Annotated in this window: 19 protein-coding genes and 2 tRNA genes; 13 read left to right on the top strand and 8 right to left on the bottom strand. The window is 51.4% G+C overall.

Going from position 1 to position 24,936, the window contains the following annotated elements; translation table 11 throughout:
- The first annotated feature begins 14 nt into the window (after positions 1-14).
- The 4 genes from GS535_RS06635 (at position 15) to GS535_RS06645 (ending at position 5,909) form a co-directional block, all read left to right on the top strand.
- Positions 15-2,219 (top strand): RNA degradosome polyphosphate kinase, encoded by a 2,205-nt coding sequence (locus GS535_RS06635; RefSeq protein WP_202401523.1) that lies wholly within the window; start codon positions 15-17, stop codon positions 2,217-2,219.
- Positions 2,220-2,224: 5 nt separating this feature from the next.
- Complete coding sequence (locus GS535_RS06640) at positions 2,225-3,739, top strand: Ppx/GppA family phosphatase (RefSeq protein ID WP_202401524.1); 1,515 nt, start codon at positions 2,225-2,227, stop codon at positions 3,737-3,739.
- Between the two features lie 398 nt (positions 3,740-4,137).
- Positions 4,138-4,449, top strand: coding sequence for an ATP-binding protein (locus GS535_RS11285; RefSeq protein WP_370518133.1), 312 nt, complete (start codon positions 4,138-4,140; stop codon positions 4,447-4,449).
- Between the two features lie 749 nt (positions 4,450-5,198).
- Positions 5,199-5,909: an HAD family acid phosphatase gene (locus GS535_RS06645; RefSeq protein ID WP_160791328.1), complete on the top strand. Its 711-nt coding sequence runs from the start codon at positions 5,199-5,201 to the stop codon at positions 5,907-5,909.
- A 149-nt stretch (positions 5,910-6,058) separates the two neighbouring features.
- Here the strand turns inward: GS535_RS06645 and GS535_RS06650 are convergent, their stop codons facing one another.
- From GS535_RS06650 to GS535_RS06670, 5 genes are all read right to left on the bottom strand, one after another.
- Positions 6,059-8,785 (bottom strand): DUF4175 family protein, encoded by a 2,727-nt coding sequence (locus GS535_RS06650; RefSeq protein ID WP_160791329.1) that lies wholly within the window; start codon positions 8,783-8,785, stop codon positions 6,059-6,061.
- A gap of 10 nt (positions 8,786-8,795) precedes the next feature.
- Positions 8,796-10,124: a diaminopimelate decarboxylase gene (gene lysA, locus GS535_RS06655; RefSeq protein WP_160791330.1), complete on the bottom strand. Its 1,329-nt coding sequence runs from the start codon at positions 10,122-10,124 to the stop codon at positions 8,796-8,798.
- 134 nt (positions 10,125-10,258) lie between these two features.
- Positions 10,259-10,335: transfer RNA gene (locus GS535_RS06660), tRNA-Arg, on the bottom strand.
- 23 nt (positions 10,336-10,358) lie between these two features.
- A tRNA-Arg gene (locus GS535_RS06665) sits at positions 10,359-10,435 on the bottom strand.
- Between the two features lie 83 nt (positions 10,436-10,518).
- On the bottom strand, positions 10,519-10,893 hold the full coding sequence (locus GS535_RS06670) for a hypothetical protein (protein ID WP_018979281.1): 375 nt from the start codon (positions 10,891-10,893) through the stop codon (positions 10,519-10,521).
- 92 nt (positions 10,894-10,985) lie between these two features.
- Here GS535_RS06670 and guaA point away from each other — a divergent pair, with 92 nt between their 5' ends.
- The gene (gene guaA, locus GS535_RS06675; RefSeq protein WP_237442218.1) at positions 10,986-12,611 is read left to right on the top strand and encodes a glutamine-hydrolyzing GMP synthase; all 1,626 of its coding nucleotides are present in this window, start codon (positions 10,986-10,988) and stop codon (positions 12,609-12,611) included.
- On the opposite strand, the gene GS535_RS06680 is transcribed toward guaA, so the two are convergent.
- Positions 12,574-12,771 (bottom strand): hypothetical protein, encoded by a 198-nt coding sequence (locus tag GS535_RS06680; protein ID WP_160791332.1) that lies wholly within the window; start codon positions 12,769-12,771, stop codon positions 12,574-12,576. The genes guaA and GS535_RS06680 overlap by 38 nt on opposite strands.
- Before the next feature lie 186 nt (positions 12,772-12,957).
- Between GS535_RS06680 and acs the strand changes: the two genes are divergently transcribed.
- From acs to pyk, 3 genes are all read left to right on the top strand, one after another.
- A complete protein-coding gene (gene acs, locus GS535_RS06685) occupies positions 12,958-14,946 on the top strand; it encodes an acetate--CoA ligase (RefSeq protein ID WP_160791333.1) in 1,989 nt (662 codons plus the stop codon).
- Between the two features lie 196 nt (positions 14,947-15,142).
- Entirely contained in the window at positions 15,143-16,048 is a 906-nt protein-coding gene (locus tag GS535_RS06690) for an SH3 domain-containing protein (RefSeq protein ID WP_160791334.1), read from the top strand.
- Positions 16,049-16,070: 22 nt separating this feature from the next.
- Complete coding sequence (pyk, locus tag GS535_RS06695; RefSeq protein ID WP_160791335.1) at positions 16,071-17,432, top strand: pyruvate kinase; 1,362 nt, start codon at positions 16,071-16,073, stop codon at positions 17,430-17,432.
- 117 nt (positions 17,433-17,549) lie between these two features.
- Here pyk and GS535_RS06700 read toward each other — a convergent pair whose 3' ends face one another.
- A complete protein-coding gene (locus GS535_RS06700) occupies positions 17,550-18,443 on the bottom strand; it encodes a prephenate dehydrogenase/arogenate dehydrogenase family protein (RefSeq protein WP_160791336.1) in 894 nt (297 codons plus the stop codon).
- Between the two features lie 12 nt (positions 18,444-18,455).
- Positions 18,456-19,493: a lysylphosphatidylglycerol synthase domain-containing protein gene (locus GS535_RS06705; protein WP_160791337.1), complete on the bottom strand. Its 1,038-nt coding sequence runs from the start codon at positions 19,491-19,493 to the stop codon at positions 18,456-18,458.
- 144 nt (positions 19,494-19,637) lie between these two features.
- On the opposite strand from GS535_RS06705, the gene hpnA reads away from it, so the two are divergent.
- The 5 genes from hpnA to hpnE all read left to right on the top strand — a co-directional run bounded on the left by hpnA (position 19,638) and on the right by hpnE (position 24,925).
- The gene (gene hpnA, locus GS535_RS06710) at positions 19,638-20,636 is read left to right on the top strand and encodes a hopanoid-associated sugar epimerase (RefSeq protein WP_160791338.1); all 999 of its coding nucleotides are present in this window, start codon (positions 19,638-19,640) and stop codon (positions 20,634-20,636) included.
- Positions 20,637-20,654: 18 nt separating this feature from the next.
- Entirely contained in the window at positions 20,655-21,806 is a 1,152-nt protein-coding gene (locus tag GS535_RS06715) for a glycosyltransferase (protein ID WP_160791339.1), read from the top strand.
- Positions 21,803-22,678, top strand: coding sequence for a squalene synthase HpnC (hpnC, locus tag GS535_RS06720; RefSeq protein ID WP_237442219.1), 876 nt, complete (start codon positions 21,803-21,805; stop codon positions 22,676-22,678). Before GS535_RS06715 ends, hpnC begins: the two co-directional genes overlap by 4 nt.
- Before the next feature lie 70 nt (positions 22,679-22,748).
- The gene (gene hpnD, locus GS535_RS06725) at positions 22,749-23,630 is read left to right on the top strand and encodes a presqualene diphosphate synthase HpnD (protein WP_160791340.1); all 882 of its coding nucleotides are present in this window, start codon (positions 22,749-22,751) and stop codon (positions 23,628-23,630) included.
- The gene (hpnE, locus tag GS535_RS06730) at positions 23,627-24,925 is read left to right on the top strand and encodes a hydroxysqualene dehydroxylase HpnE (protein ID WP_160799180.1); all 1,299 of its coding nucleotides are present in this window, start codon (positions 23,627-23,629) and stop codon (positions 24,923-24,925) included. Before hpnD ends, hpnE begins: the two co-directional genes overlap by 4 nt.
- Positions 24,926-24,936: the final 11 nt, after the last annotated feature.

Consider the following 24,936-nt stretch of genomic DNA (forward strand, 5'->3'; position numbering starts at 1 on the left):
CAACATTCTTTTAGATGAACCAAGCCAAGGGGTATGCCGTGATTGCAGAACGCGATGTCTTTTCGTCCGCTTCGTCTTCCTGCTTAGAGGAGTTACGCCATTCGCCTGAACGGTTCGTCAACCGAGAGCTATCGTGGCTAGACTTTAATTTTCGCGTTCTAGAAGAGGCGGAAAATAAGCGTAATCCACTTTTGGAGCGTGTGCGCTTTTTGTCGATTAGCGCGAGCAATCTTGATGAGTTCTATTCTGTTCGTGTGGCTGGATTGGTTGGACAAGTTCGGGAAAAAACCACGGTTTTAAGCCCCGATGGTGTGACCCCTGCGCAGCAGCTGGAAGCTGTACGTCTTAAAACGCGTGATTTGAAATATAGCCAACAGCGCGTGTGGCACCAATTATGTCATGAACTGGCGGATGAAGCGATTAGCATCGTGTCTGCCTCTGAGCTCGGTGATGATGATCGGCAATGGATGTCATGCTTTTTTGACGAGCAGGTTTTCCCTGTTCTGACGCCGCTTGCAGTGGATCCGTCCCATCCCTTGCCTTTTATCCCCAATAAAGGGCTTGCACTGGTTCTGTGTTTGCATGACCCAAAGAATGGTCGTCGTATGATGGATGGAATTGTGCTTCTGCCAGCGCAAATTCCTCGCTTTCTTCGTCTTCCCCAACAGGGAAAAGAGCTGCGTTTTGTTCGGTTGGAAGATCTAATTACCTGCTTTGCTTCACGTCTTTTCCCCGGCATGACGCCGACAAATGCCGGATTGTTACGGATTATTCGTGATACGGATGTTGAGTTTGAAGATGAAGCAGAAGATCTTGTTCGTTCTTACGAAACAGCCCTAAAGCGCCGCCGTCGTGGTGTGGGGATACATCTTGATATTGAAGGCAGTCTTCCTGAGCGCTTAGGGCGCGAAATTGGTGAAGAGCTAGGCGTCGGCACGGAAAATGTCGTTGTTTTGCAAGACATGGTCGGCATGTCTGATGTAAGTCAGCTGGTCGTGAGCGACCGCCCTGATCTGATCTTCCCACCCTATAAGCCACGTTTCCCACAACGTGTGATGGATTATGATGGCGATTGCTTTGCTGCTATTCGTGCAAAAGACCTCGTCGTTCATCATCCATTTGAGAGCTTTGATGTTGTTGTCCAGTTCTTACAGCAAGCGGTGCTGGACCCTAATGTTTTAGCTATTAAACAAACACTTTACCGTACCTCGCGCGACAGCCCGATCGTACAGGCGTTGATTGAAGCCGCAGAAGCGGGCAAGTCTGTTACCGCCGTTGTAGAGTTGCGTGCTCGTTTTGATGAAGAAGCGAATATCCGCCTGTCTCGTTCTCTCGAGGCGGCGGGTGTGCAGGTTGTGTTTGGGCTAGCGCAGTATAAGACGCACGCTAAGCTGAGCCTTGTTGTGCGACGAGAAGGGGCAGTGCTGCGCTCCTACGCGCATTTTGGAACGGGGAACTATCATCCCGTAACTGCGCGTATTTATACGGACCTCTCCTTCTTTACCTGTGACCCTGTGTTGGTGGCTGATTCCGCGCGTCTTTTTAACTATGTGACGGGCTGTGCGGTGCCTGAAGTGCAGGCTCTGAGTTTTGCCCCCATTACGCTGCGTCATGATTTAGAACATCTTATTCGTGATGAAATTGCCCATGTAGAGGCCGGGCGAGCGGGCCATATTTGGCTAAAGATGAATAGTCTTGTAGACCCGCATCTGATTGATTTGCTCTATGAAGCCTCGCAAAAAGGGGTGCGCATCAATGCCGTTGTGCGTGGGATGTGTTGCTTACGTCCAGGGGTGCCGGGGCTGTCTGAGCGTATTCAAATTCGGTCTATTGTGGGACGCTTTTTGGAACATTCTCGTATTTTTGCCTTTGGCAATGGGCGGCATTTGCCGTCACGTCAGGCGAAACTCTTTATTTCATCAGCGGACTGGATGCAGCGTAATATGGATCGCCGCGTTGAGGCGATGGTTCCTATTACCAACCCAACCGTTCATGCTCAGATCCTCGGGCAGATTATGACTGTCAATTTCCGTGATACGCTGCAAAGCTGGCAGATGAAGCCTGACGGAACGTGGGAGCGTGTTACGGCACGACGTCGGAAGTTTTCGGCTCATGAGTATTTTATGAACAACCCTTCGCTTTCAGGACGGGGGTCTGCTCGTCCAGCAACGACCTTACTTGAGCCCTATACAGGGACAGAGATTGGGCGGGAGAACTAAGTATTATGATGGCTTCCGATGGTGCTATTTCGTCAGACGTGCAGCGCGCTGCGGTTGTTGATCTTGGATCGAACTCTGTGCGTATGGTGGTGTTTGAAGGTGTTGTGCGCAATCCTGTCCCTATTTTTAATGAGAAAGCGACCTTACGTCTCGGGAAAGGCCTGGAAGAAACAGGTGAGCTTAACCCTGAGGGTGTCCGCAAGGCGATGGATGTTCTCAAACGTTTTGGAACAATTGCCCGTGTTATGGGGGCCGAGCCGTTTGATATTTTAGCAACGGCTGCTGTACGTGATGCCCGTAATGGAAATGAGTTTATTGAGGCTGCCAAAACGTGTGTTCCCAATGCCCGTGTGCGGGTTTTAAAAGGAGGGGAAGAGGCCGATTATTCGGCTAATGGTGTTTTATGCGCTCTTCCACATGCTGAAGGGCTAGTGGCTGATATTGGCGGAGGCTCTCTAGAGCTCATTAGTATTGGTGACAAAAGCGTTGTGGACTCGGTTAGCACACCGCTGGGCGTCATTCGCCTACGTGAACGGGCAGAGGGTGAGATCGACCGCGCTGAGCATATCGCCAAACAGGTTTTAGCGGATGTGTCCTGGCTGCCCGAGATGAAGGGGCGGCCACTCTATCTTGTTGGTGGTGCTTTTAGAGCTTTGGCGCGGTTGCATATTGCGAAGTCGAAATATCCCATCAATATGGTTCATCTGTTTAAGCTGTCCTGCGATGAAGCCCGTGATATGACATCTTGGATTTCCAAAGCGACGCGGAAACAGCTCGAAAAAGTTGGTAATGCGCCACGCAAGCGTTTAGGGGATGCGCCTTTTGCCGCAGCAGCATTGTCGAGATTAATAAAACGCATGCATCCATCTGAGATTATCTTTAGCGCAGAGGGGTTACGTGAAGGGTGGTATATGCGCCACGCCGCGTCTTCCGTGGTAGCGCAAGACCCGATGCAGGCATTGGCGAGTGAGATGGCTGGGCGTTTAGGGCGGAATGCTCAGCTCCCTGATGCGTTGATTAGCTGGACGACACCGCTCTTTAGACGTGATGGAAAATGGGAGCTCTCACCGTATGAGCTGGAGCAGCACCGTTTCGCCTGCATGGTGTCTGACATTGGCTCGTATGATCACCCACAATATCGTGCAGAGCAGACCTACCATCGTATCCTTTACAGTCATGGTGTGGGGTTTGATCATATCTTGCGTGCTTTCGTCGCGCTTGTAACAGCAGTGCGTTACGAAATTGAACTAGATCATCCTGCGTTAGAGCCTTCGCGTATTTTATTGGACGAAGCCACTTTTGCCCGCGCGGTTCAGCTGGGGATGACTCTACGATTGGCTTATACGCTATGTGCGGGCACAGAGGTGCTCCTCAAGCCTTGTGAGCTGAAGATAGAAGATGACGTTTTGGTGCTGTATATGGGCGCCGATAGTTTACGAGCGGCTGGTGGGGCTGTGAAGCGCCGGCTAGAGCGGTTGGCCGGTGCAATGGGACTTTTATGTCAGATTCATGAAAGTTGATGTCATTCCCTATGGAAAGGTCGAAGCTTGCTTGTTTTAACGTGAGGAAATAAGCAGATATGACACGATAAGGCTCTATATCCATTCATGAATAGCGGGCTCTGGCTGAGAGGTGGGAAAATGCCTGATCGTTCTCGTATTGCAAACACGCTATGAGAGCAGGGGTGCGCAATGATGACGCTGGATGGTGGAAGACGTTGCGTATCGCTTTGAGAACGGGCGAGCCCGGTTGACGCTGGACGTAGAGGAGGAGCTTCTCATCTAAGCGGATGAAGATGAGATGATCCAAGTCTTTCTGAACTTGATTGAAAATGTACTAAAATACGGAAGAGAAACCCCGGGAAACGCTCGATATCCGGCTGTTTGTTTGGACGAACTGTTACGCCTGATGACCCTTTATGGCTAGGGACACAGGGGTGGTTTTAGGGGGACAGGATAATGGTTGTGGGATTGCGCCCCTGCATGTGCTGCACCTGACAGAGCGTTTTTATCGTGTGCGTCAACAACGGCCGGAGAAGATAGGATATGGCCTAAGGCTCTCTATTGGTGAACATATTATAGACCGCCAATGTGGGTGCTTTTGGATACAAATCACTGCAGGAGAAGGCACTGTTTTTCTGCTCTGGTTGCCGTCGTCGACTGAGAAAACGAACGAAGAGTCATGTCACCGATCTGTCATAAGAGAGTCATCTGATTTTCACATACCATAGCCTTCAGGTCGACTATCACTCCTCTATCTAAAGAGGCGATAATGTTCTGGTATGGTGAGAGCGCTACGTGTACGCAGAAAGGCCTCTTCAGAGTTGTTGAGCAGGAGTGCGTTAATCTTGGGGTTCCATCACGCTCTTTTGTGCAATGTTGTGTGCGGTTAAGAGATTAATAAATAAACGCAATAAAGCGCAAAAGAGCTGGGCTCTTATTGAAAGACGCATTCCCTCTTGTGAATGGGGGCTCCCTTATCATATGAGCGCCAATTAATGCTGACACGGCGCTACATGCTAGGCTTCTTGGGCAATGGTGCCCAGCACTTTTCGGTTTGAGCCCTGAAACTGTGTTTTTGAGCAGTATCGTTCGGTATCGCTATACACAGTAGGCTCCTTTAGAGGTACAGTCCTTTGAAGTTGGTATGCTCAAACGTACTCGTGCATCTGTTCTAGCGATCAATGCGCAAGCACGCCTGATGCTTTGCTTATTAGCCGCGGGGAAGACAACGACCTTTGGCGAGGTGACGACCCCAGAGGGGGTACAAGCGATAAAACGGTATGCCGACCTATACAGCATGATCAGAAAATACGTTCCTGTCTTAGCCGTTACGAACGAGCGGTGTGCCTGCAGAGCACCATCCATCAGGTATGATTGCAGAGGCTTAGCGTTATTTGACGCTGGGCTTGGATGGTTTTTCACGGATGATCCTGCTCTGGGACGGAAAGCTGTTGATGGTGTGTGAGGGGAACATTCGATGAGAGAGACAAAAAAGATGATCCGATTGTCGTATAGACTTATTGGAACCTTGTTGATGGCAGGAGGGGCCTTTGTGCCTCCTATTGCGCAGGCTGAGGCCCCTCCCAATGTGGAGCAAGCGGTTCAAGCAGCGATGGCTTATCATGACACCGGGGCGTATCAGCACGAGTTTGATGCACAGTTGAAACGTGCACAGCAAGACGTTGAGCGTGAGCGCCTACATGTGCAGAACCCGGCGATTGTTTTGGATATTGATGAAACAACGCTTTCAAATTGGCCGGCCATGAAGGCGAACCATCTTGGTTATGTATCAGAGGGTGCCTGTGATCACCTGCCCAAGGGCCCTTGTGGTGAGGATGCGTGGGAAGAGCGTGCGGAAGCGCCTGCTTTTGCAGAAACGCAGGCACTGATCAAGCAAGCACAGGCGCATAATGTGGCGGTTTTCTTTGTAACGGGACGCTCAGAGAAGTTCCGTCGTGCAACGGAGGAGAACCTTCATAAAGAAGGGATCTCTGGCTGGAAGCATCTTTACATGCGTGCCATCGGAGATCATCGACCCGCAGCGGCGTATAAAACGCCCCTACGTGCTGAGATCGAACAACAAGGCTATACGATACTTGCGAACCTTGGTGATCAAGAGAGTGATCTCAACGGAGGCCACGCATTGCATCGTTATCGTTTGCCGAACCCTTATTATTATATCCCTTGAGAGGGGGCCCTAAGTCTATTCATAGGAGATAGGAGCCTGATTGGTTTTCGCTTGTCAGGCTTTTGTATTAAAACTTCTCTCCAAATCTTTTATTCTTGTTTTCTCAGAGAGGCTGTTGACGTTGAAGAACAACAGCCTCGGGCGTGAGCTTACGGTGTTTGACGCAAAGGAGCGAGGAGACGGTTGAGATAATCCAGCTCGCTTTGCGGACGTGTGCGATCAGCTGCGCGGCGTTCAAGCTCTCGTTGAATAGCCCGAGTGCGGTCTTGATCATGGTCTGGAATATGGGCGTCTGTTTCGGGCCCATTGGGCATTTTGCGCCCTAAAGGATCATGATTTTTCTTCTCAGATTTGTCCTCATCACCTTGGCTGTTATCAGAATCATCGTCTGATTGATCATCAAGATCTTGGTCTTGATCTTCTTGCCCTTGCTGGAGAGAGCCCGAACCTTGCGATCCGCCCTCTTGCTCATCGCTTTGTCCCTGATCTTGGCCTTGGCCCTGATTAGGTTGAGGTGGAGGAATAAAGCCCAAACGTCCTTGGTGATTTTTTTGAGAAGAACTCTGATTCTTTTTCATCTCATCACGCGCTTGAGAGAGGTCTTCCAGCACTTTACGTTCGGCAACGGCAGCGTTGTCGTCATGGCGCTGAGCTAATTCCTGAAGAACCGTCCCCATATCAGTTGAGGCTTTATTCAGGCTTTTATTCTCTTTCCCTGTTAAATCTTTCCCGCGCTTGGCCAAAATATCATCCAGAACGCGAAGCGCATATTGTACGCCATGATTATTTTGGCGCTCCTGAGCAAAGCGTTGATGCGTTGCGTCGTCGAGTTGGGCAGCGTCCTCAGACGATGAGGAAGGAGGCGTGTTGGAATTGCCCGCCATCCCGAGTTGGCGAAGAAGATCTGATGTGGACATTTGGCCGACATCGTTGGTTTCCTGCATGGCCGCGATCTTTTGGTGTATGATAGCGAGGCGTGCTTGCGTTTGGTTAAGGAGCTGAGTTTCACGCTTAATGAGGTTGCTCAACGCTGCCTTTTGCGCGGTTGCTTCAGCACGCGCGGCCATTTGCTGGGCCAGAGACTGCATATCGCCCATATTGGCTTGGCGAATTTGCTCGGCCATTTCTACCATTTCGCGTAATCTGGCTGAAGCACGCGCTGTTTTGTTATGCCGTGTATCGCGTTCAATATGTTTTGATAGACGTGTCCAAGGAGCGTTTTTGCCATTGGGCAAAGGCATGACAATGCCGCTCTGGTTCGCCTTTTGGATCATCAGCTGCATATGGTCGGTGAGGGCCGTTTCAACGCGTTTCAGGCGCTTATGCAGTTCCTGCTGTTGCTCTTCCGTTGGTGGATGCGCAGCTCCCATGGCCGTGATCTGCTGTTGCGCGTCCTGTTGAGCAGCGCGAACTTCAGCCATTGAGGCAGCCATCACGAGACCATTTTGAGCACGATCTTCTACATAAAGAGCTAAGAACCAGAGTTGCTCTTCCAAAGAAGGAAGCGATGCATGCGTTTGAAAGAGCGTATTAATGACAGTCAGGGGCACCTGTACATCGCGTGGCGCGGGAAGTGCGGTGAGCAAGGCGAGGTCGCGTTGTCCGTCAAATATGTCTTCTGACCCCAGAGCGATCTGCTGGCGGAGGGTCACGAGTGCTCGTGCGAGTGGATCAGTAAAATGGCGTGCTCCAAGGGTGAATGTCACAGTTGGAGACGTTCCTTCTAGCCCTGAAAGACTACGGGCATGCAGTGTGCCTTGAACTTTCATGCCAGCGAAGGGACTGTCAGATAAATCTAGCGTTGTTTGGGATTCAGCATGTTTGGGCGTGCCATCAAGTGGAAGGGGGACACGGATGCTCTTTTGCTTATGGAGCTTGTTATGCTGACGTGGTGAGAGGGAAAGCTCAACTTCAAGGGAACGGAGCCCGTAGCTTTGTTCTGCTTTCCATGGAAAACGCGTTTGCCAGCCATTATTTTGTGCGCCTGGCTTCCCGATCCAGCTTAGTTGTGGGGGGTGATCTTCTGTAATAGAGAATTGCCAGCGGGATAGTGTACGCCCACGCACATGCAGAGAGACGATGCCTGAATGTTGCAAAGAGGCCTCTAGCTGCCAGCTTTGAGAAGACAGTTTTTGCAAACGCTGGACGGAAGCTCCATGCAAAACAGGAGGGCCGTTACTATCTGTTATGACAACATGCAACATAGCCCCGGCAGCGAGCTGGTTCTTACTGGGATGGGCGTCTTGCCCTAAAAAGAGGGGAGCTGATGGTGCATAGGTTGGGCTATCGACCCACGCTTGGACATGCGGAAGGGCAATACTGTCATCGTCGGTGCCGGGTAAAAAGCCGGCTCGTAGGCGTGAGAGGCAGTGGGGATTGCTGATGTAGAAAGTCCCGCCTAGAGCGAGAAGAATTAAAGCAGCAATAGATTTAGAACGATAAGTAGCGAAAAACCGAGGCCAATGGACACGGAGCTCTTGAGAGGCGTCTAAAGCACGCGATTGGTGATGGGCCCATATCAGCTGATGATGGTCATTATGCGCTGCTCCCACAGGCTTATCACCCAAAGTGCTGAGCGGCTGAAAGGGAAGAGCGGAATCAGATTCGATTCGTGCGTCAACGCGTTGTGGGGTGAGTGGCGGAAGGCCTTGAATACGACGGTGGAGAATGTAGAGGATGACGACAAGCACGCCCCCTTCTAAGAGGGCATGAAGGCTATCAGGCAGTGACTGTGGAATGTGAAGAAGAGACGTTCCCACCCATATGATGAGCAGCAAGAGCGGCCAGCGCAGCTCGCTCCAAAGTTGCTCAAGGCGGAGTACACGGTGCGCCTTACGACGAAGTGCTGCCAGTCGGGAGAGGGAACGTGCCTTCATGCTGCCTTTATCACGCGCCTTGTGTGAGCCAGTGGGGAGTTTTCTCGCATGCTAGAAGGTCTTCAAGCGTTTGGCGAGGACGAATGACAGCCCATTGATCCCCATCCACCATAATCTGTGCGGCAAATGGACGAGAATTGTAGGTTGAGCTCATTGTTGAGCCATAGGCGCCTGCGTCTAAAATTGCGACGAGATCGTTACGCTTTAAAGGTGGTAACATGCGCTGCTTGGCGAAAGTATCGCTGCTTTCACAAATAGGCCCAACGACATCAACAGGACTGGTTTCGGCCTTAGCATCCGGAAGGTGAACGGGGAGAATACCATGCCATGAATCATACATAGCAGGGCGCACAAGCTCACTCATGGCGGCATCAAGGATAACAAATTGATGGGTGCCTTGCTTGGTATCAATGACACGGGAAAGAAGCACTCCCGCTGGGGCGGAAAGCCAGCGGCCCGGTTCAACACGCAAATTGACGTCAAGAGCCCCAAAAATATCGGCCATGACTTGGGCGAGCATAGTGGGAGCGGGAGCGATTTCATTCCGGTAGGTAATCCCTAGTCCGCCGCCGCAATCAATATCCTCAACGCTCAACCCATCCTGACGGAGAGTTGTGACCATTTTAGCAAGCTGCGAATAACCCTGACGGAACGGCTCTTCCGTTGAAATTTGGCTCCCAAGATGCACGGCCAGCCCACGGACATTGAGGCCTTGCATATCTCGTTGTGCGGTGCGGTAAAGAGTGGGAATATCGGTGTAAGCAATACCGAACTTATCCTCGGCGCGCCCCGTTGTAATTTTACTATGTGTTTTGGCATCAACGTCAGGATTAACGCGCAGCGAGACACGTATTGTTCGTTCCATCTGTTGAGCAAGCCCGTTGAGGCGGTGCAGCTCTTCAGCGCTTTCAACATTCACTTGGGCAATATCATGCGTAATGGCGAGCTTGAGCTCGTCGTCCGTTTTGCCCACACCAGAGAAAACAATTTTATCGGCAGGAATACCAGCAGCAAGAGCGCGTTTAAGCTCTCCACCACTGACAACGTCAGCCCCCCATCCTGCTTGTCCTAAAACAGTCAAACAGGCCTGATTATCTTGGGATTTAACCGCAAAATGGCAGGTAACAGGGAGGGAAGCATCCGCAAAAGCCTGTTGCATCAACTGTGCTCTGAGGCGCAGCGTTTCGGCATTGATGACCCAACATGGGGTGCCAACCTCATCAGCAAGAGTGCTAAGAGCAACCGAACCGACCATCAGCCCTTTTTGTGGGTCTGCAGTCACGGCCGGGTGGGTGCGAAGAAGTTCATTAAAGGTGGGATCAGAATGTGAAAGACTCATAGAGCCAGACTACCGTTCCCGCTGCTTAAAGGGAAGGCTCTCACCGTCAGGTTTATCGCTTGAATGAAAGCAAAGAGAGCGACAAGATCTGACCATGTCATAGCGTCGCATTGAGGCTAAATTATACAGGGAAATGGTGCACTCGGGAGGACTCGAACCCCCAACCCCCAGATTCGTAGTCTGGTGCTCTATCCAGTTGAGCTACGAGTGCGTCTTGCAACGTCACAGTAGATATGGTGCACTCGGGAGGACTCGAACCCCCAACCCCCAGATTCGTAGTCTGGTGCTCTATCCAGTTGAGCTACGAGTGCGTTGCGTTGTTGAGGCGGTTTCTAGCTACTCTAGCGGGGGTACGCAACCCCCTTTGATAAAGTTTTTTAAATTTTTGCGCTCTTTAGCGGCGGACAAGGGTGATGTGGGCGCGGCAACGTGGCGTTTGTAATGTTCCACCAATCCCTTGGCCTACGGGGTAACCATCAAAAACCTGGCGGTAGGGCGTATTGTTCATGCCCTTATCAACGAGCTCGGCATGATAGTGCTGGTCTCCCTCTTTATAAGAGCCGCGCAGAACAGAAGAGTTTAGGCCTGGGTTAAAAACGATGCTGTTGCCACGCACTCTAAAAGCGGAGAGTTCGTCTGTGGGGCATTGCCCTTCATCGGTAACGAGCTTTCCAACCCATGTGCCGTAAGGGTCTGACGCTGCGGTTGGTGTCTCACAAGACGTAAGAAGGCCAAGGGCGAGGAGAGAAGGAAGCACTGCCAGACGCATGAGAACCCCTAAAATGAGAGAATGCTGTGATAGTTAAGGATGACGACACCCTATGAGCCGTTCTATAAAGGGCGTTATCAACCTACTCTATCATGCCACATCTTAAAGGCGAGGTCAGAATCTTGACGCAACAGAATGCGAATTCCCTTCAACAGCTTGATGAGACCCTCCATGAAGACAGGATTCTGATCCTCGATTTTGGAAGCCAGGTCACACAACTTATTGCACGTCGTGTCCGTGAAAGTGGCGTTTACTGTGAAATTTGGCCCTTCACGGTGAGCAGCGATAAGATTCGCGACTTTAACCCGCGCGGGATTATTCTTTCAGGGAGCCCGGCGAGTGTTCATGATGAGAATGCGCCAAAGGTTCCTGAAGATGTCTTCACAATGGGACGCCCGATTCTGGGAATCTGCTATGGTCAGCAGGTCATGTGCCATAATTTGGGAGGTCGTGTTGAAACGCATGATCATCGTGAATTTGGGCGTGCCACCATTGATGTGGCTGAAGAATGTTCGTTGTTCCACGGTGTATGGGCGCGGGGTACGCAAGAGCAGGTGTGGATGAGCCACGGTGATCGTGTGGCGGCGATTCCAGAAGGTTTTAGAGCGGTAGCGTATTCAGAAGGCGCTCCTTTTGCCATCATCGCTGATGAAAAACGCAAGTTCTATGGTGTGCAGTTCCATCCAGAAGTAGTGCATACCCCGCACGGTGCAGCGTTGCTTCGTAACTTCACACATGATGTTGCGGGCTGCTCAGGAACATGGACAATGGCAGGTTTCCGTGATCTGGAAATTGAGCGTATCCGCCGTCAGGTTGGTGATGGCAAGGTGATTTGCGGCTTGTCCGGGGGCGTGGATAGCTCCGTTGCCGCGAAACTTATTCATGATGCGGTTGGTGATCAGCTGACCTGTATCTTTGTTGATCCGGGTATTTTGCGTGCTGGAGAAGCGGATGAGGTGGTAAAAACCTTCCGTGATCGCTTCAATATTAAGCTCGTTCATCGCGATGCGTCTGATCTGTTCTTGGGTGAGTTAGAGGGTGTGACAGACCCAGAGGTGAAGCGTAAAACCATTGGTCGCTTGTTTATTGAGGTCTTTGAGCAAGAAGCTGCGAAGCTTGGTGGCGCGCAGTTCCTCGCACAGGGTACGCTTTATCCCGATGTGATTGAGAGTGTAAGCTTTAATGGTGGGCCTTCGGTTACCATCAAGTCCCATCATAATGTAGGCGGTTTGCCAGAGCGCATGAATATGGAGCTCGTGGAGCCACTGCGTGAGCTGTTTAAAGACGAGGTACGTGCTCTTGGGCGTGAAATAGGCGTTCCTGAGGCGATTGTAAGCCGTCATCCTTTCCCAGGGCCAGGTCTTGCGATTCGCATACCCGGTGCTATCACGCGCGAAAAGTTGGATTTATTGCGGAAGGTTGACAGTGTTTATCTGGAAGAGATCAGAAAAGCTGGTCTTTATGATGAAATCTGGCAGGCTTTTGCGGTATTGCTTCCCGTTCGGACGGTTGGGGTCATGGGCGATGGCCGCACTTACGACCAAGCGTGTGCTCTGCGTGCTGTGACAAGTACGGACGGCATGACCGCTGAGGTTTATCCGTTCAGTTTCGATTTCCTCTCTCGCGTGTCCGGTCGAATTGTCAATGAGATCCGGGGCATTAACCGCGTAACCTACGACATCACGTCCAAGCCACCGGGTACGATTGAGTGGGAATAAAACCGATCAGCTCTGTATGACAGACTGTCTTGGAAAAGCCCGTAGCGATACGGGCTTTTTCTTTATGGGCAATGAGGCGTTCAATTGCTCGTAACGTGTAAAGATGGTCGTTGTTGCGACTACCCATCCTCTCAAGTGTGCTGCGTTCGGTGTAAGGCATATCTCTACAGGTTATATTCTTATAAAGAGGTTATTATAACTATCTGTAAAAAAAGGAAATAATATTTTTGTGAAGCAAAAGTATAGGTTGGATAAAATTTGTCTCTATTAGGGTGCTTGTCTGCTTAGGGAAGAGGTGATTTAGTAACGACACTCAAAATGATACTATCCCTAAGGAGTGTGCGCGGTGAGTAATGAGAGAGATCAGGGTTTATTGTTAGACCGCCTTATAAACTCACCACTTCAGCATGCGTCACAGTCTGTTTTTAAAGATATGGCGTCTTATGAGGCCTTATGTAAGGAAGCTCAGAAGGAACCGGAGCTCTTTTGGTCGCGTCTTGCGCAAGAGCATTTGCAATGGGATCATCCATTTTCCCATGTTCTCGATAAAAGCCACGCACCCTTTTACCGGTGGTTCGATGATGGCACTCTTAATGCGAGTGTAAATTGCCTTGACTGCCACCTAGGGACTGAGCGTGAGCACAAGGTGGCGATCCGCTTTGAAACGGTGGATGGAGAGGTCACGTCAGTGACGTATCGCACGTTGTACGAGCGTGTGTGTCAGCTTGCCAATGCCCTAAAAGAGAGAGGCGTAGGGAAAGGTGACCGCGTGTTGATTTATCTTCCAATGGGGGATGAAGGCGTGGTTGCGATGCTGGCGTGCGCGCGTATTGGTGCCATTCATGTGGTGGTGTTTGCTGGTTTTTCAGCCATGGCACTGCATGAACGGCTTCAAGATACAGGTGCTGTGGCCGTCATTACGGCCAATGTGCAATGTCGCTCTGGGCGCGAATTACCCCTTAAAGCAGGAGTCGATGACGCTATCGCTTTAGGTGGTTGCGAGCATGTGGGCACAATCTTGGTATATGAGCGGACAGTAACAGCATGGCCGCGTCAGGAAGGGCGTGATTTTTCCTACGCTGAGCTTGTTTCACAACAGCCGACAGAGTGTGCACCCGTGTCAGTTTCTGCGGAGCATCCTCTTTTCATTCTCTACACGTCAGGCTCTACAGGAAAGCCGAAAGGCGTTGTGCACACGACGGCGGGGTATCTCCTTTGGGCGAAACTGACCATGTTGTGGTCTTATGACATCCAGCCGAGCGATGTTTTTTGGTGCACAGCCGATATTGGGTGGATTACCGGTCATACTTACGTCACGTATGGCCCATTAGCAGCCGGCGCGACACAAGTGATTATGGAAGGCGTGCCACTTTATCCAGACGCGAGTCGAGTATGGAAGACCATCCAGCGCCATGCTGTTACGACCTTCTACACAGCGCCAACGCTCATTCGTGCGCTTATCAAGGCCGCTGCACAGGAGGATGTGTATGCCCCAGAATCGTATGATGTGTCCTCACTGAGGATCTTAAGCAGCGTTGGAGAGCCGATTGATGCAACAGCATGGCGCTGGTTTTACGAACATGTTGGGCACGGGCGCTGCCCTTACATTGATACATTTTTTCAAACAGAAACAGGCGGTCACGTTATTACGCCTATCCCCGGTGTAACGCCGCTTGTTCCGGGTTCTTGCACGTTGCCTCTCCCGGGGATGGACGTAGTAATCGTTGATGAAGCAGGAGAACCTCGCCCATGGGGTCAAGGCGGGCTGTTAGTGATCGCGTCGCCATGGCCTGCGATGGCACGCACTCTTTGGCGTGATGATGAACGCTACCGGCAGAGTTACTTTCCCGAGGAATTGGGGGGCACCCTGTATCTAGCAGGTGATGGTGCGGTGCGAGATGAGGATACGGGCTATTTTCGGATTACAGGTCGGATAGATGATGTGTTGAACGTCTCAGGCCATCGCCTAGGAACAACAGAGATCGAGTCTGCCCTGAGTCGTTTAGATCATGTGGTCGCAGAGGTTGCTGTTGTAGGACAGCCTGACCCAAGCACAGGGGAGGCTGTATGTGCTTTTATTGTGCTCAAGAAAACTAATTATGGAGAAGAGGTGGCCCGCCAAATTGCTCAAGAATTGAGGCAACAGGTTGCACGAGATATTAGCCCAATTGCAAAGCCGAGGTTTATCCGATTTGGGCCGAATCTCCCTAAAACCCGGAGCGGGAAGGTGATGCGGCGTTTATTGCGTTCCTTTGCACACGGGGAAAAAGAGGAACAAGATATCAGCACGTTGGAAGATCCTTCCGTTTTGGATCATTTCTCGGTGATTTATTAATGGTGCGCGGAAAAAGATTTCTTAAAGATTTTTTAGAACCTTGCTGCTTTGCTGCTCTAAAGACGGTGTCAAACTACTCAAACCTCTTCTGCTACGCTTTTCTTGAAGGGCAGGGTTGCTTCTTTAAAAGCATTTTTTTGCTCTGAAATCGGAAAGGTGGCTTGCTCAAAACGTCATCCCTTGGCAGGGATAGAGCATGAAGCTGCCGATTGCCTCTTATTGCTGTATATTGCCGCCTAGCGTTTTGCTGATGGTGAGTGTTGGTCTGATGACCAGTGCAGTGTCTGCGTATGGGCAAGAGGGAGTGTCACACAAATCAACCCATCATACTCATCATCACGGGAAGGCCCGTCATCACGCACGTCATGCTCAGCATAGTACGGAAGAGGCAGGGCATCGCCATCATGTTTCTCATCATAAGAAACATGATGCCGCTAAGGGTGCTGCGGTAGGAGCCGTTGCTGGAGCTGTTAGCTCTGCAGCGATTAAGGAAAAGCCCATTGCGCCCCCTGCTTCGCAGGCAGGTGCTGCGGCGCCCTCAGAGGCTTCTGCCGATAATAAGGGAAGTGAAACGGGTCTCCCATTGCCGCGCTTTGCTGCTTTGCGGGCAGATCGCGTGTATATGCGGCGTGGGCCGGGGGAACGGTACCCGATCGATTGGGTGTATCATCGCCGTGAATATCCCGTGAAGATTGAGAGAGAGTTTGGCGTCTGGCGTCTTGTTGAAGACCTAGACGGCCAGAAGGGTTGGGTGCATCAGGTCACGCTACGAGGTGGTCGATCTTTTGTTATACCCGGCCCGCCGTCCCCAACTGGGGATGGAACGAGCCTTCCGACTGCACAACATGCAGATCCGCGTATTGTGGCTTATGTGCCAGAACAGGACATGTTGCGTGGTCAGAATCATGATGTCCCATTGATGAGCTCACAAGAGGCGAACCAAAAAGTGGTCGCTGTGCTAGAACCCGGCACAGTAGGCACTATCAAAGCCTGCCCAAAGGGGTCATCATGGTGTCATGTCACAGTCAGGGGCTACGATGGTTGGCTTGAACGCCAGTCATTGTGGGGGGTGCAACCCGGTGAAATCATTCAGCCTGACTGAACACAGAAAGTCGAGGAATGTTATGACAGCCAACAACCATCATCGCCGCACACGGATTGTTGCGACCCTCGGGCCTGCATCGTCAACACCTGAGCAGATTGTTAATCTTGCTAAAGCAGGTGTGAATGTTTTCCGTCTGAACTTCTCTCACGGTTCGCACGATGAGCATGCAGCCCGTCATAAAGCGGTCCGCGAAGCGGAAGCAAAAGTGGGGCATCCACTTGCTGTTTTGGCTGACTTCCAAGGGCCAAAGCTGCGCGTTGGCGTATTTGAAAATGGCCCAGTGATGCTGAAAAAAGGCCAAAAATTCCGTTTGGATCTAGATAAGGCACCAGGTAACGACAAGCGCGTTAATCTGCCACATCCAGAAATTATCTCAGCGATTGATGTTGGCCACCGTCTGCTTCTGGACGATGGTAAGATGGCCCTTAAGGTGCTGAGCAAAGATAAGAACGGCCTGGAAACTGAAGTTCTGGTGGGTGGTAAGCTCTCTGAACGTAAGGGTGTGAACGTTCCTGACGTTGCGCTGCCAATCCCAGCACTGACTGAAAAAGATCACAAAGACTTCAAGTTTGCTCTGTCTCTTGGTGTTGATATCGTGGCTCTGTCCTTCGTTCAGAAGCCAGAGGACATTCAGGAAGCTCGCGATATTGCGAAGGGCCAAGCTTGGATTGTCACCAAGCTGGAAAAACCACAAGCTGTGGATCAACTCGAAGAGATCATCCGCCTGTCCGATGCGCTGATGGTTGCACGTGGTGACCTGGGTGTGGAACTGCCAGCTGAGGAAGTTCCGGTCGTTCAGAAGCGTGCGATCAAGGAAGCTCGTCGTCAGGGCCGTCCGGTGATCGTGGCAACACAGATGCTGGAAAGCATGATCGACAGCCCATCACCAACCCGCGCTGAAGTATCTGACGTTGCGAACGCCGTGTATGACGGTGCGGATGCTGTAATGCTTTCTGCTGAGAGTGCTGCTGGTGGCTATGGTCTGGATGCTGTGAGCATTATGGCACGCACGGTTTCCCGTGTTGAGCGTGATGCTGACTGGCGTGCTCGTATGGACAATATGCGTCCAGTTGCTGAGCGCAGCATTCAGGGCTCTCAGGCAAAATCTGCTGGTGATGTTGCCCGTCATGCGGGTGCTTCGGCTCTGGCTGTGCAGACAGAAGATGGCCGTAGTGCTGTTCTCGTGTCTCGTGAACGCCCACATCAGCCTATTGTTGCTCTGACAAACGAAACGACAGCACGTCGCTTGAGCGTGGTCTGGGGTGTCTTCCCGAAAGCAGCTTCTGACAAGAGCGAGATTGCTTCTTCTCCTGTCGTGAAGAGCGGTGACCATGTTGTTCTGCTTGACAGCAGCAAAGCGCTGAGCGTTGTGAAGGTCTAATCCATTAGATCATGATGATGCTGTCTTTCAGCTTCATATAAGAAGCTGAAAGAGCGTATAAAAAACCCCGAGATAGCCGGTTGGCTCTCGGGGTTTTTTAATGAGCGGAAAGAGACGTTACGCTTGGAGATTTTCGAGCAAGCTTAAGCGAATGCGCCGCCCACGTTCAATACGTTCAGTGATGGCGTCGCGATCTCCTGTGCGGATTGCTTCAGCCATCTTGGCTGTTTCCCCTTGGAAGCGCTCAAGCGTTTGGAGGATAATGTCACGATTGGCGAGGAAAATATCACGCCACATCACCGGGTCTGATCCAGCAATTCTGGTAAAATCACGGAAGCCAGAAGCGGCATAATCTAAGACATCTGCACGTAAGTCGGTAGAAAGACGGTCTGCTGTATCGCAAATGGTAAAGGCGAGGAGATGGGGCAGGTGGCTGACCATTGCGCAAATCTGGTCGTGATAATGGGCCTCGACACGTCGTGTTCGTGCGCCACAGAGCTGCCATAGTGTTTCAACACGCTCAATGGCAGAAGAAGAGGCGCTTTCAGGAGGGATAAGAAGGCACCAGCGCTCTTCAAAAAGGGTTGAGAAGCCCGCATCAGGGCCTGAATATTCTGTTCCTGCCATAGGATGGACAGGAACATAAGCAATATCATTGGGAAGGTGAGGCGCGATTTCTTGGGTGATCGTGCTGCGGACTGACGCAACATCGCTCAAAATACTTCCTGATTTCATATGCGGTAAAGCCTGCTGCGCAACGGAAGCTACGGCCCCTGTTGGAATGCAGGACACAACAATATCAGCCTCCTGCACACCTTCAGCAAGAGATGTCGTTACCTGATCGGCAATCCCTAGGCTCTTCACGCGCTCCAGAACGTCAGCAGATTGGTCAATGGCAATCAGCCGTTGGGCAGTGGCTGGGTTTTGTTGGGCGCGGCGGAGGAGGGAAGAGCCAATTAAGCCTGGGCCGATAACAGCAAGCGTATGAAAAAGCGGGGACGGCGAGGACATGGGAGCGGATACTCAGGAGGAAGATGTGGAGGTTTTTTGAGTGCGGCGGAGCTGATGAAACTCATAATATTGCCAAAGCAGCAGGGTAGGGATCCCGATTACAATATCACGTCCACGACGGAGTAGAGAGAGGCTAAAGGCAATGTCAGACGGGATGCCAAAGATTAGTCCGAGAGCGACATAAGCCCCTTCCTGTACGCCAAGCGCACCGGGGACGAGGAAGCCGGCAGACATAATGCCGCAGACGACGCCTTCAATTGCTGTGGCATCAAAGAAAGTGAGGGTGACACCCAACAACCGTAGGGAAAGCCACGTCATAAAGGCACTGCCCAGCCAACAAGCGAGATGAAGGGCAGCTCCACAGGCGATGCGCGAAGGACGGCTCCAAAGACTATCCAAATAGTTCTGGAAGTTTGTTGTATTTCCTGTAAGGGCGTCGCCCCAATCGGCAGAGGTATGTTTGGCTAAGAAATAGGCGAGCCGTTTAAGGAGGTTACCTCCATGTTGTTGTGTCCATATAAAGCCCGCCATGCCAAGGCTGAGCAAAACCATTGCGATGGACAGAGGCCAGATAAAACGTCCTGCGTCTTGATGGCCAATGAGGCAGAGAAGAGCGAGGACAATAAAAGCGATTTGTCCTAAAACTTCCGTCGTAATGTCGATGAGATTAGCAGCGACTCCTTCCGGCCAACCTATGTGAGTGTGGTCTGTGGTACGGCATGGGTGGCCTGCAGTGGTTGCACGGATGCCAATAATCATTCCACCAAGTTGTGAGAAGGGCAAGCAAGCCGCAGCAGCGTCACGCACGAAACGAGCTGCGGTGAGACGTGCTAAACTAATATCGGCAATACTTCCCTTCCAGGCGACCCCAAGGATGAGGTTAACGACGAATTGAACGGCAATAAGCAGGATAAAACCACCGATCCCAACTTTGCCGAGAGCAAGAAGAATGGAGTGTAATCCTGTTCTCAATGTGAGAAAGCAGAACAACACGACACCGATGAGAGTGAGAATAAAGGGAAGTGTTTTCTTCAAGATGAGCCACCGCATGCCGTAAAAATACCCCGCTCTTTTAGGCTACTCTGTGTAGGGCGTCCAATAGATTGTCAGACGTCTTATACAGGCTTCCTCTTTCCCAATGAGAACAGGGTAGGTATATCCGTACGCTATTCTGGAGTAGGAAGGGAAGGCGACATGACAGAGGATATTACTCTTGTTACAGGAGCGACAGGCTTTGTCGGGTCAGCTGTGGCGCGTGTCCTGCTTGAGCGAGGGCATCGGCTGCGTGTACTTGTGCGTCCAACCTCAGATCGTAGCAACTTAAAAGATTTGTCCGTTGAGTATGTGGAGGGCGATCTTTCGCGTCCAGACGATATGGCAGAAGCTCTGAAAGGGGTGACATACCTCTTTCATGTTGCCGCTGATTATAGGCTTTGGGTACCGAACCCTGAGAGTATGATGCAGGCGAATGTGGACGGTACGCGCCGTCTTATGCTGGCTGCCCAGCAAGCGGGTGTGAAAAAGATTGTTTATTGCTCATCTGTTGCAGCCCTAGCCACAGCGCATAACGGGATCCCCGCGACAGAGGCGGATCCGATTACGGAAGCGCAGATTGTTGGTGTTTATAAGAAGTCAAAATATCGTGCTGAGCAGGAAGTTCTGCGCTTGGTGCGAGAGCAAGGGCTTCCGGCAGTTATTGTGAATCCTTCTACGCCTGTTGGGCCGCGTGATATTAAGCCAACCCCGACAGGGCAGATGATCCTTGATTGTGCGACAGGGCGGATGCCTGCCTATGTCGAAACGGGTCTTAATATTGTTCATGTTGATGATGTGGCAGAAGGGCATGCCTTGGCGCTGGAGAAAGGCGTGATCGGCGAGAAATATATTCTGGGTGGGCAGAATATGATGCTGGGTGAGTTGTTTGCGATTGTAACACGTTGTGCAGGCGGAAAAGCCCCGACAATTAAGCTGAAGCAGTCTTGGTTGTATCCTGTGGCGCTGGTCTCCGAAATTCTTGCGCGTACGGTCGGCATTGAACCTCGTGTAACGCGTGAAATGCTCGCCATGTCGAAAAAGTTGATGTACTTCTCCTCAGCAAAAGCTGAGAAAGTCTTGGGCTACCAAGCACGTCCTGCTCAAGAGGCAGTGGAAGATGCTGTCGCATGGTTTCGGCAGCATAAGCGTATGTCTTAAGAGTGGGGTAAACGTTCTATGTTATTTATTGGTGCCGTCCTGTCTTTGTGTGCTTGGGTAGGTCTGATTTTTTTTCACGGACGGTTTTGGGTGGGAGGCCCGTGGCTTAGTGAGGGCTTCGGTCTCTCGAGAGGCGCTCATCTAGCTCCTGATATTGCGATTATTGTGCCTGCGCGCGATGAAGCGGGTTCAATCGCCTCTAGCTTAACATCACTGCTGGAGCAGGACTATAAAGGACGGTTTCGCGTTATCTTGGTGAATGATGAGAGCGAAGATAGCACAGCACATATTGCCCATTCGTTACCCGATCCTCATCAGCGTTTAACCATTGTGCAAGGGAAGCCGCATCCTTCAGGGTGGAGTGGCAAATTATGGGCCGTTAACCAAGGGGAGGAAGAGGCGTTGCGTACTCTCTCTCCGGATGGTTACGTGCTGCTCACCGATGCCGATATTGTGCATGCACCGGATCATCTGTCCTCTTTGGTTGTACGTGCTCAGCGCGATAAGCTGGATATGGTCTCGGAGATGGTGAAGCTTAATTGCGTGACCTTTTGGGAACGTGCTTTAGTGCCTGCTTTCGTCTATTTCTTTGCGCTCCTTTATCCATTTCGTCAGGTGGCTGACCCACGCTCACCGATTGCTGGTGCGGCTGGTGGGACGATCTTATTGAAGCGGCCCATGTTGGAAAAGATTGGCGGTATTCGCTCGTTACGTCATGCGCTCATTGATGACTGTACTCTTGGAGCTCATGTAAAAAAAGCAGGTGGACGGCTTTATTTGGGGATGAGTGAACAGGCATGGTCTATTCGCACCTATCAGCGTTTAGGTGATATTTGGCACATGATCGCTCGTAACGCTTATGTGCAGTTGCGTTACTCACCGTGGCGGCTTTTGGGGGCGTTGCTGGGAATGATATTGGTATGGTTACTGCCAGTTGGGCTGTTTTTGTTTTCACGTGGGAAGAAACGCTGGATCGGTGCTGCTGCTTATACCATGAGCTGTGTTAGTTTTGTGCCAACGTTACGCTGGTTTAACCTCTCTATATGGCGCGTTCTCCCTTTGCCATTAGTGGCTAGTTTTTATAGCTGTGCGACGATTGGATCGGCAGTCAATCATTATCGCGGCACAGGGGTGAAATGGCGTGGCCGTTTCTACGGGGATGAAACATGAAAGGCACCAAACAAACGATGGCGGTTGATGATGTATGGGGCGCTGATGATGTGACCTCGGATAAAAAAATGGGGGATGAGAATTTCCCCGTCGGGTCGTTCCTGATTGCTCCTACATTGCGTCCTGCTGTGCATGCTTACTACCATTTTGCACGTGTTGCGGATGATATGGTGGACAATATTTCCCTTTCATCTGAGCAGAAGCTCCGTCGCCTAAAGGCTTTACGTGCAGTGTTTCTGGGTGAAGAAAAAGCACCAAAGCGCGCTGATGCACAAACAGCTGTTAAGCTCCGTCAGGTCTTTTTAGAGCGTCAACTTCCTTTTGACGTGGCGTCTGACTTGATTGAGGCTTTTTGCCTTGATGCGGAGAAAAGCCGTTATCAAAGTTGGGATGAATTGCTCTATTATTGTCGTTATTCAGCGAACCCAGTTGGGCGTTTCCTTTTGACGCTTCACGGTGAGGATGAGGCCAGCTTTGGGCCATCTGATGCGTTGTGCACGGCATTGCAGATTGTGAACCATCTGCAAGATGTGTCTAAAGACCTGAAGACACTAGATCGCTGCTATGTGCCTTTGCCTTGGCTCGCAGATGAAGGTGTGTCTCTTCACGATTTAACCGCATCTCAGAGTTCGGCAGGGGTGAAGCGTGTTTTTGAGCGGATGCTCGTCCAAGTTGACGGGCTTAATCATTATGCACGAACATTGCCGTCTTTAATCCGAGATCGTCGTATGCGTTTAGAAGCGGCCGTCGTGGTTGGGTTGTGTCGGCGCTTAACGGAGCGCCTTCATCGGCAAGACCCGCTAGCAGAGCGTGTCTCTTTGACGAAGTTTGATGGTGTCAGAGCTCTTTCTGCAGCCATGCGGTATGTGTGATAGAGACAATACGCAAGAGGTCACGGCAATAACACTGCGTGGCGCGGTTCTACAAATGAGGGAAAAGAGAATGTCTGACAGCAAGACAACATCCGTAGGGTTGGTGTGTGCTCCGTCTGACTTGCGTCATGTGGAAGACATCGTCACACGTTCGGGAACGTCTTTTGCGCGGGGTATGAAGATTTTGCCGCCGGCGCGTCGGCAGGGCATGTTCGCCGTTTACGCATTTTGTCGGTTGGTTGATGATATTGCCGATGGCGACACTGACCATGCCGACCCCATGCAGGCCCTTGATGCATGGCGTCGCCGTATTGCCGCTTTGTATGAAGGCAAGACCTCTGATGCGCTAGATCGCGTGTTGCTAACGACGATCGAACGGTATCATTTACGTCAGGAAGATTTTACTGCTGTTATTGATGGCATGGCGATGGATTGTGGTAAGCCGATTGTCGCGCCTGATGAAAAGACATTGGATCATTATTGTGATTGTGTTGCTTCAGCGGTTGGGCGTCTTTCAAGCCGGATTTTCGGGATGGGTGAACCAGAGGGTGACCGGCTTGCTTATCATCTAGGGCGAGCCCTACAGATCACGAATATTTTGCGTGATATTGGGGAGGATGCACAGCGTGGCCGGCTTTATTTGCCAGCTGAGCTTCTCCAGCGTTTTTCTGTACCGAAAGAGCCTTCAAAGGCGCTTTATGCACCAGGGCTTGATGGTTTGTGTCGTATCATGGCCATGCGGGCTTCAGACCATTTCCGAGCAGCGGAACGCATTATGAACCGAGGGGCAAAAGAGGCTGTGCGTCCGGCACGCATTATGGCGGCCTCGTATAAAGTGACCTTAGCAGCCCTGAAAAAGCGCGGTTGGCACCATCCAAATGCTCCCTTGCATGTATGTTCCATGCGAAAAAAGCTGGGTATGCTGCTCGCTTGTTTTGGGGTGTCTGTATGAGCCGCGTCCATATTATTGGAGGGGGGCTTGCGGGTTTGTCGGCAGCGGTAGAGCTTGCACCTCAGGCTCAGGTTGAGCTGTATGAGGCCGGGCCTGCATGCGGCGGCCGGGCGCGTTCTTTTCACGATAAAGCGCTTGATACGGTGATTGATAATGGCAATCACCTCATGCTGTCGGCTAATCCTTGTACATTCCGTTATCTTGACCTGTTGGGAGCGCGTCATACTCTCCAAGGGCCTGGGGAGCCTATTTTCCCATGGTTTGATTTGAATGAAAAACGCGGTTGGACTGTACGGCTCTCTCCTGGCAAAATCCCTTTTTGGTTGTTGAGTAAGCGCCGACGGGTGCCGGGGATGACGTTGAAAGAAACGACAGCTCTGGTGCGCCTGATGCGTGCTGATGACGATACAGTTGTCTCTGATTGCCTTGCAGAGGGGGCACTTGCGCGGCGTTTGCTCGAGCCTTTTGCGGTCTCGGTTATGAATACGCCGAGCAATGAGAGTAGTGCTGCCTTGCTTGGCAATGTTGTACGTCGCACGCTCGCTCAAGGTGGACAAGCCTGTTGTCCTTGGATGGCCGCTCATGGGCTTTCTGAGAGTTTCGTGACACCTGCACTGGCCTATCTTGAGCAGTACCATGCGTCTGTTCATACAGGCACACGCGTGGCGGCGCTTCGTTATGAGCGTGGGCGCGTTGTCGCGCTTGAGACCTCGTCAGGGGAGGTTGCGTTGGGGGCAGAAGAGTCGGTGATTATGGCTGTGCCTGCACCGGTTGCCACGTCCTTACTGCCAGGGCTTGATGGGCCTGACCAGTTCGAGAGCATTGCCAATGCGCATTTCCGTCTGCCTTTTCACTTAAAACCTCGTGGTGTTGTGGCGCAGGCACGCTTTGTCGGTCTTATTGGCGGTATTGCGGAGTGGGGATTTGTGCATGACGATGTTCTGTCTGTTACCGTTAGTGCAGCAAATCGTTATGCAGATCGTTCACAAACAGAGATGCTCGAGACCATTTGGAGCGAGCTTTTGCAGGCACTAAATCCCATTTTGGAAGAGCCATTGCCGCAAGTAATGCCAACAGCGCGTCTCATTCGTGAAAAGCGTGCGACTTTTGCTGCAACACCTGAGCAAAATCGCCGTCGTCCGGGAGCTGCTACCCCTTATATCAACCTTGCTCTTGCAGGGGATTGGACTGATACTGGCTTACCCGCCACGATTGAAGGAGCTCTTCAATCGGGGCTTGATGCTGTTGCTTTATTGGGTTTCCGTTCAGAAAGAACCAGAGTAGAAGCGGCATAATATTGCCAAAA

Origin of the sequence: Saccharibacter sp. EH611 (genome assembly GCF_009834765.1) — a bacterium.
Classification (GTDB): Bacteria; Pseudomonadota; Alphaproteobacteria; order Acetobacterales; family Acetobacteraceae; genus Saccharibacter.

What these genes read in the sequence shown, in the direction of transcription:
- GS535_RS06635 (WP_202401523.1), top strand. Translation starts at nt 15, where the DNA reads ATGAACCAAGCCAAGGGGTATGCCGTGATTGCAGAACGCGATGTCTTT.
- GS535_RS06640 (WP_202401524.1), top strand. Translation starts at nt 2,225, where the DNA reads ATGATGGCTTCCGATGGTGCTATTTCGTCAGACGTGCAGCGCGCTGCG.
- GS535_RS11285 (WP_370518133.1), top strand. Translation starts at nt 4,138, where the DNA reads ATGGCTAGGGACACAGGGGTGGTTTTAGGGGGACAGGATAATGGTTGT.
- GS535_RS06645 (WP_160791328.1), top strand. Translation starts at nt 5,199, where the DNA reads ATGAGAGAGACAAAAAAGATGATCCGATTGTCGTATAGACTTATTGGA.
- GS535_RS06650 (WP_160791329.1), bottom strand. Translation starts at nt 8,785, where the DNA reads ATGAAGGCACGTTCCCTCTCCCGACTGGCAGCACTTCGTCGTAAGGCG.
- lysA (WP_160791330.1), bottom strand. Translation starts at nt 10,124, where the DNA reads ATGAGTCTTTCACATTCTGATCCCACCTTTAATGAACTTCTTCGCACC.
- GS535_RS06670 (WP_018979281.1), bottom strand. Translation starts at nt 10,893, where the DNA reads ATGCGTCTGGCAGTGCTTCCTTCTCTCCTCGCCCTTGGCCTTCTTACG.
- guaA (WP_237442218.1), top strand. Translation starts at nt 10,986, where the DNA reads ATGCCACATCTTAAAGGCGAGGTCAGAATCTTGACGCAACAGAATGCG.
- GS535_RS06680 (WP_160791332.1), bottom strand. Translation starts at nt 12,771, where the DNA reads ATGCCTTACACCGAACGCAGCACACTTGAGAGGATGGGTAGTCGCAAC.
- GS535_RS06690 (WP_160791334.1), top strand. Translation starts at nt 15,143, where the DNA reads ATGAAGCTGCCGATTGCCTCTTATTGCTGTATATTGCCGCCTAGCGTT.
- pyk (WP_160791335.1), top strand. Translation starts at nt 16,071, where the DNA reads ATGACAGCCAACAACCATCATCGCCGCACACGGATTGTTGCGACCCTC.
- GS535_RS06700 (WP_160791336.1), bottom strand. Translation starts at nt 18,443, where the DNA reads ATGTCCTCGCCGTCCCCGCTTTTTCATACGCTTGCTGTTATCGGCCCA.
- GS535_RS06705 (WP_160791337.1), bottom strand. Translation starts at nt 19,493, where the DNA reads ATGCGGTGGCTCATCTTGAAGAAAACACTTCCCTTTATTCTCACTCTC.
- hpnA (WP_160791338.1), top strand. Translation starts at nt 19,638, where the DNA reads ATGACAGAGGATATTACTCTTGTTACAGGAGCGACAGGCTTTGTCGGG.
- GS535_RS06715 (WP_160791339.1), top strand. Translation starts at nt 20,655, where the DNA reads ATGTTATTTATTGGTGCCGTCCTGTCTTTGTGTGCTTGGGTAGGTCTG.
- hpnC (WP_237442219.1), top strand. Translation starts at nt 21,803, where the DNA reads ATGAAAGGCACCAAACAAACGATGGCGGTTGATGATGTATGGGGCGCT.
- hpnD (WP_160791340.1), top strand. Translation starts at nt 22,749, where the DNA reads ATGTCTGACAGCAAGACAACATCCGTAGGGTTGGTGTGTGCTCCGTCT.
- hpnE (WP_160799180.1), top strand. Translation starts at nt 23,627, where the DNA reads ATGAGCCGCGTCCATATTATTGGAGGGGGGCTTGCGGGTTTGTCGGCA.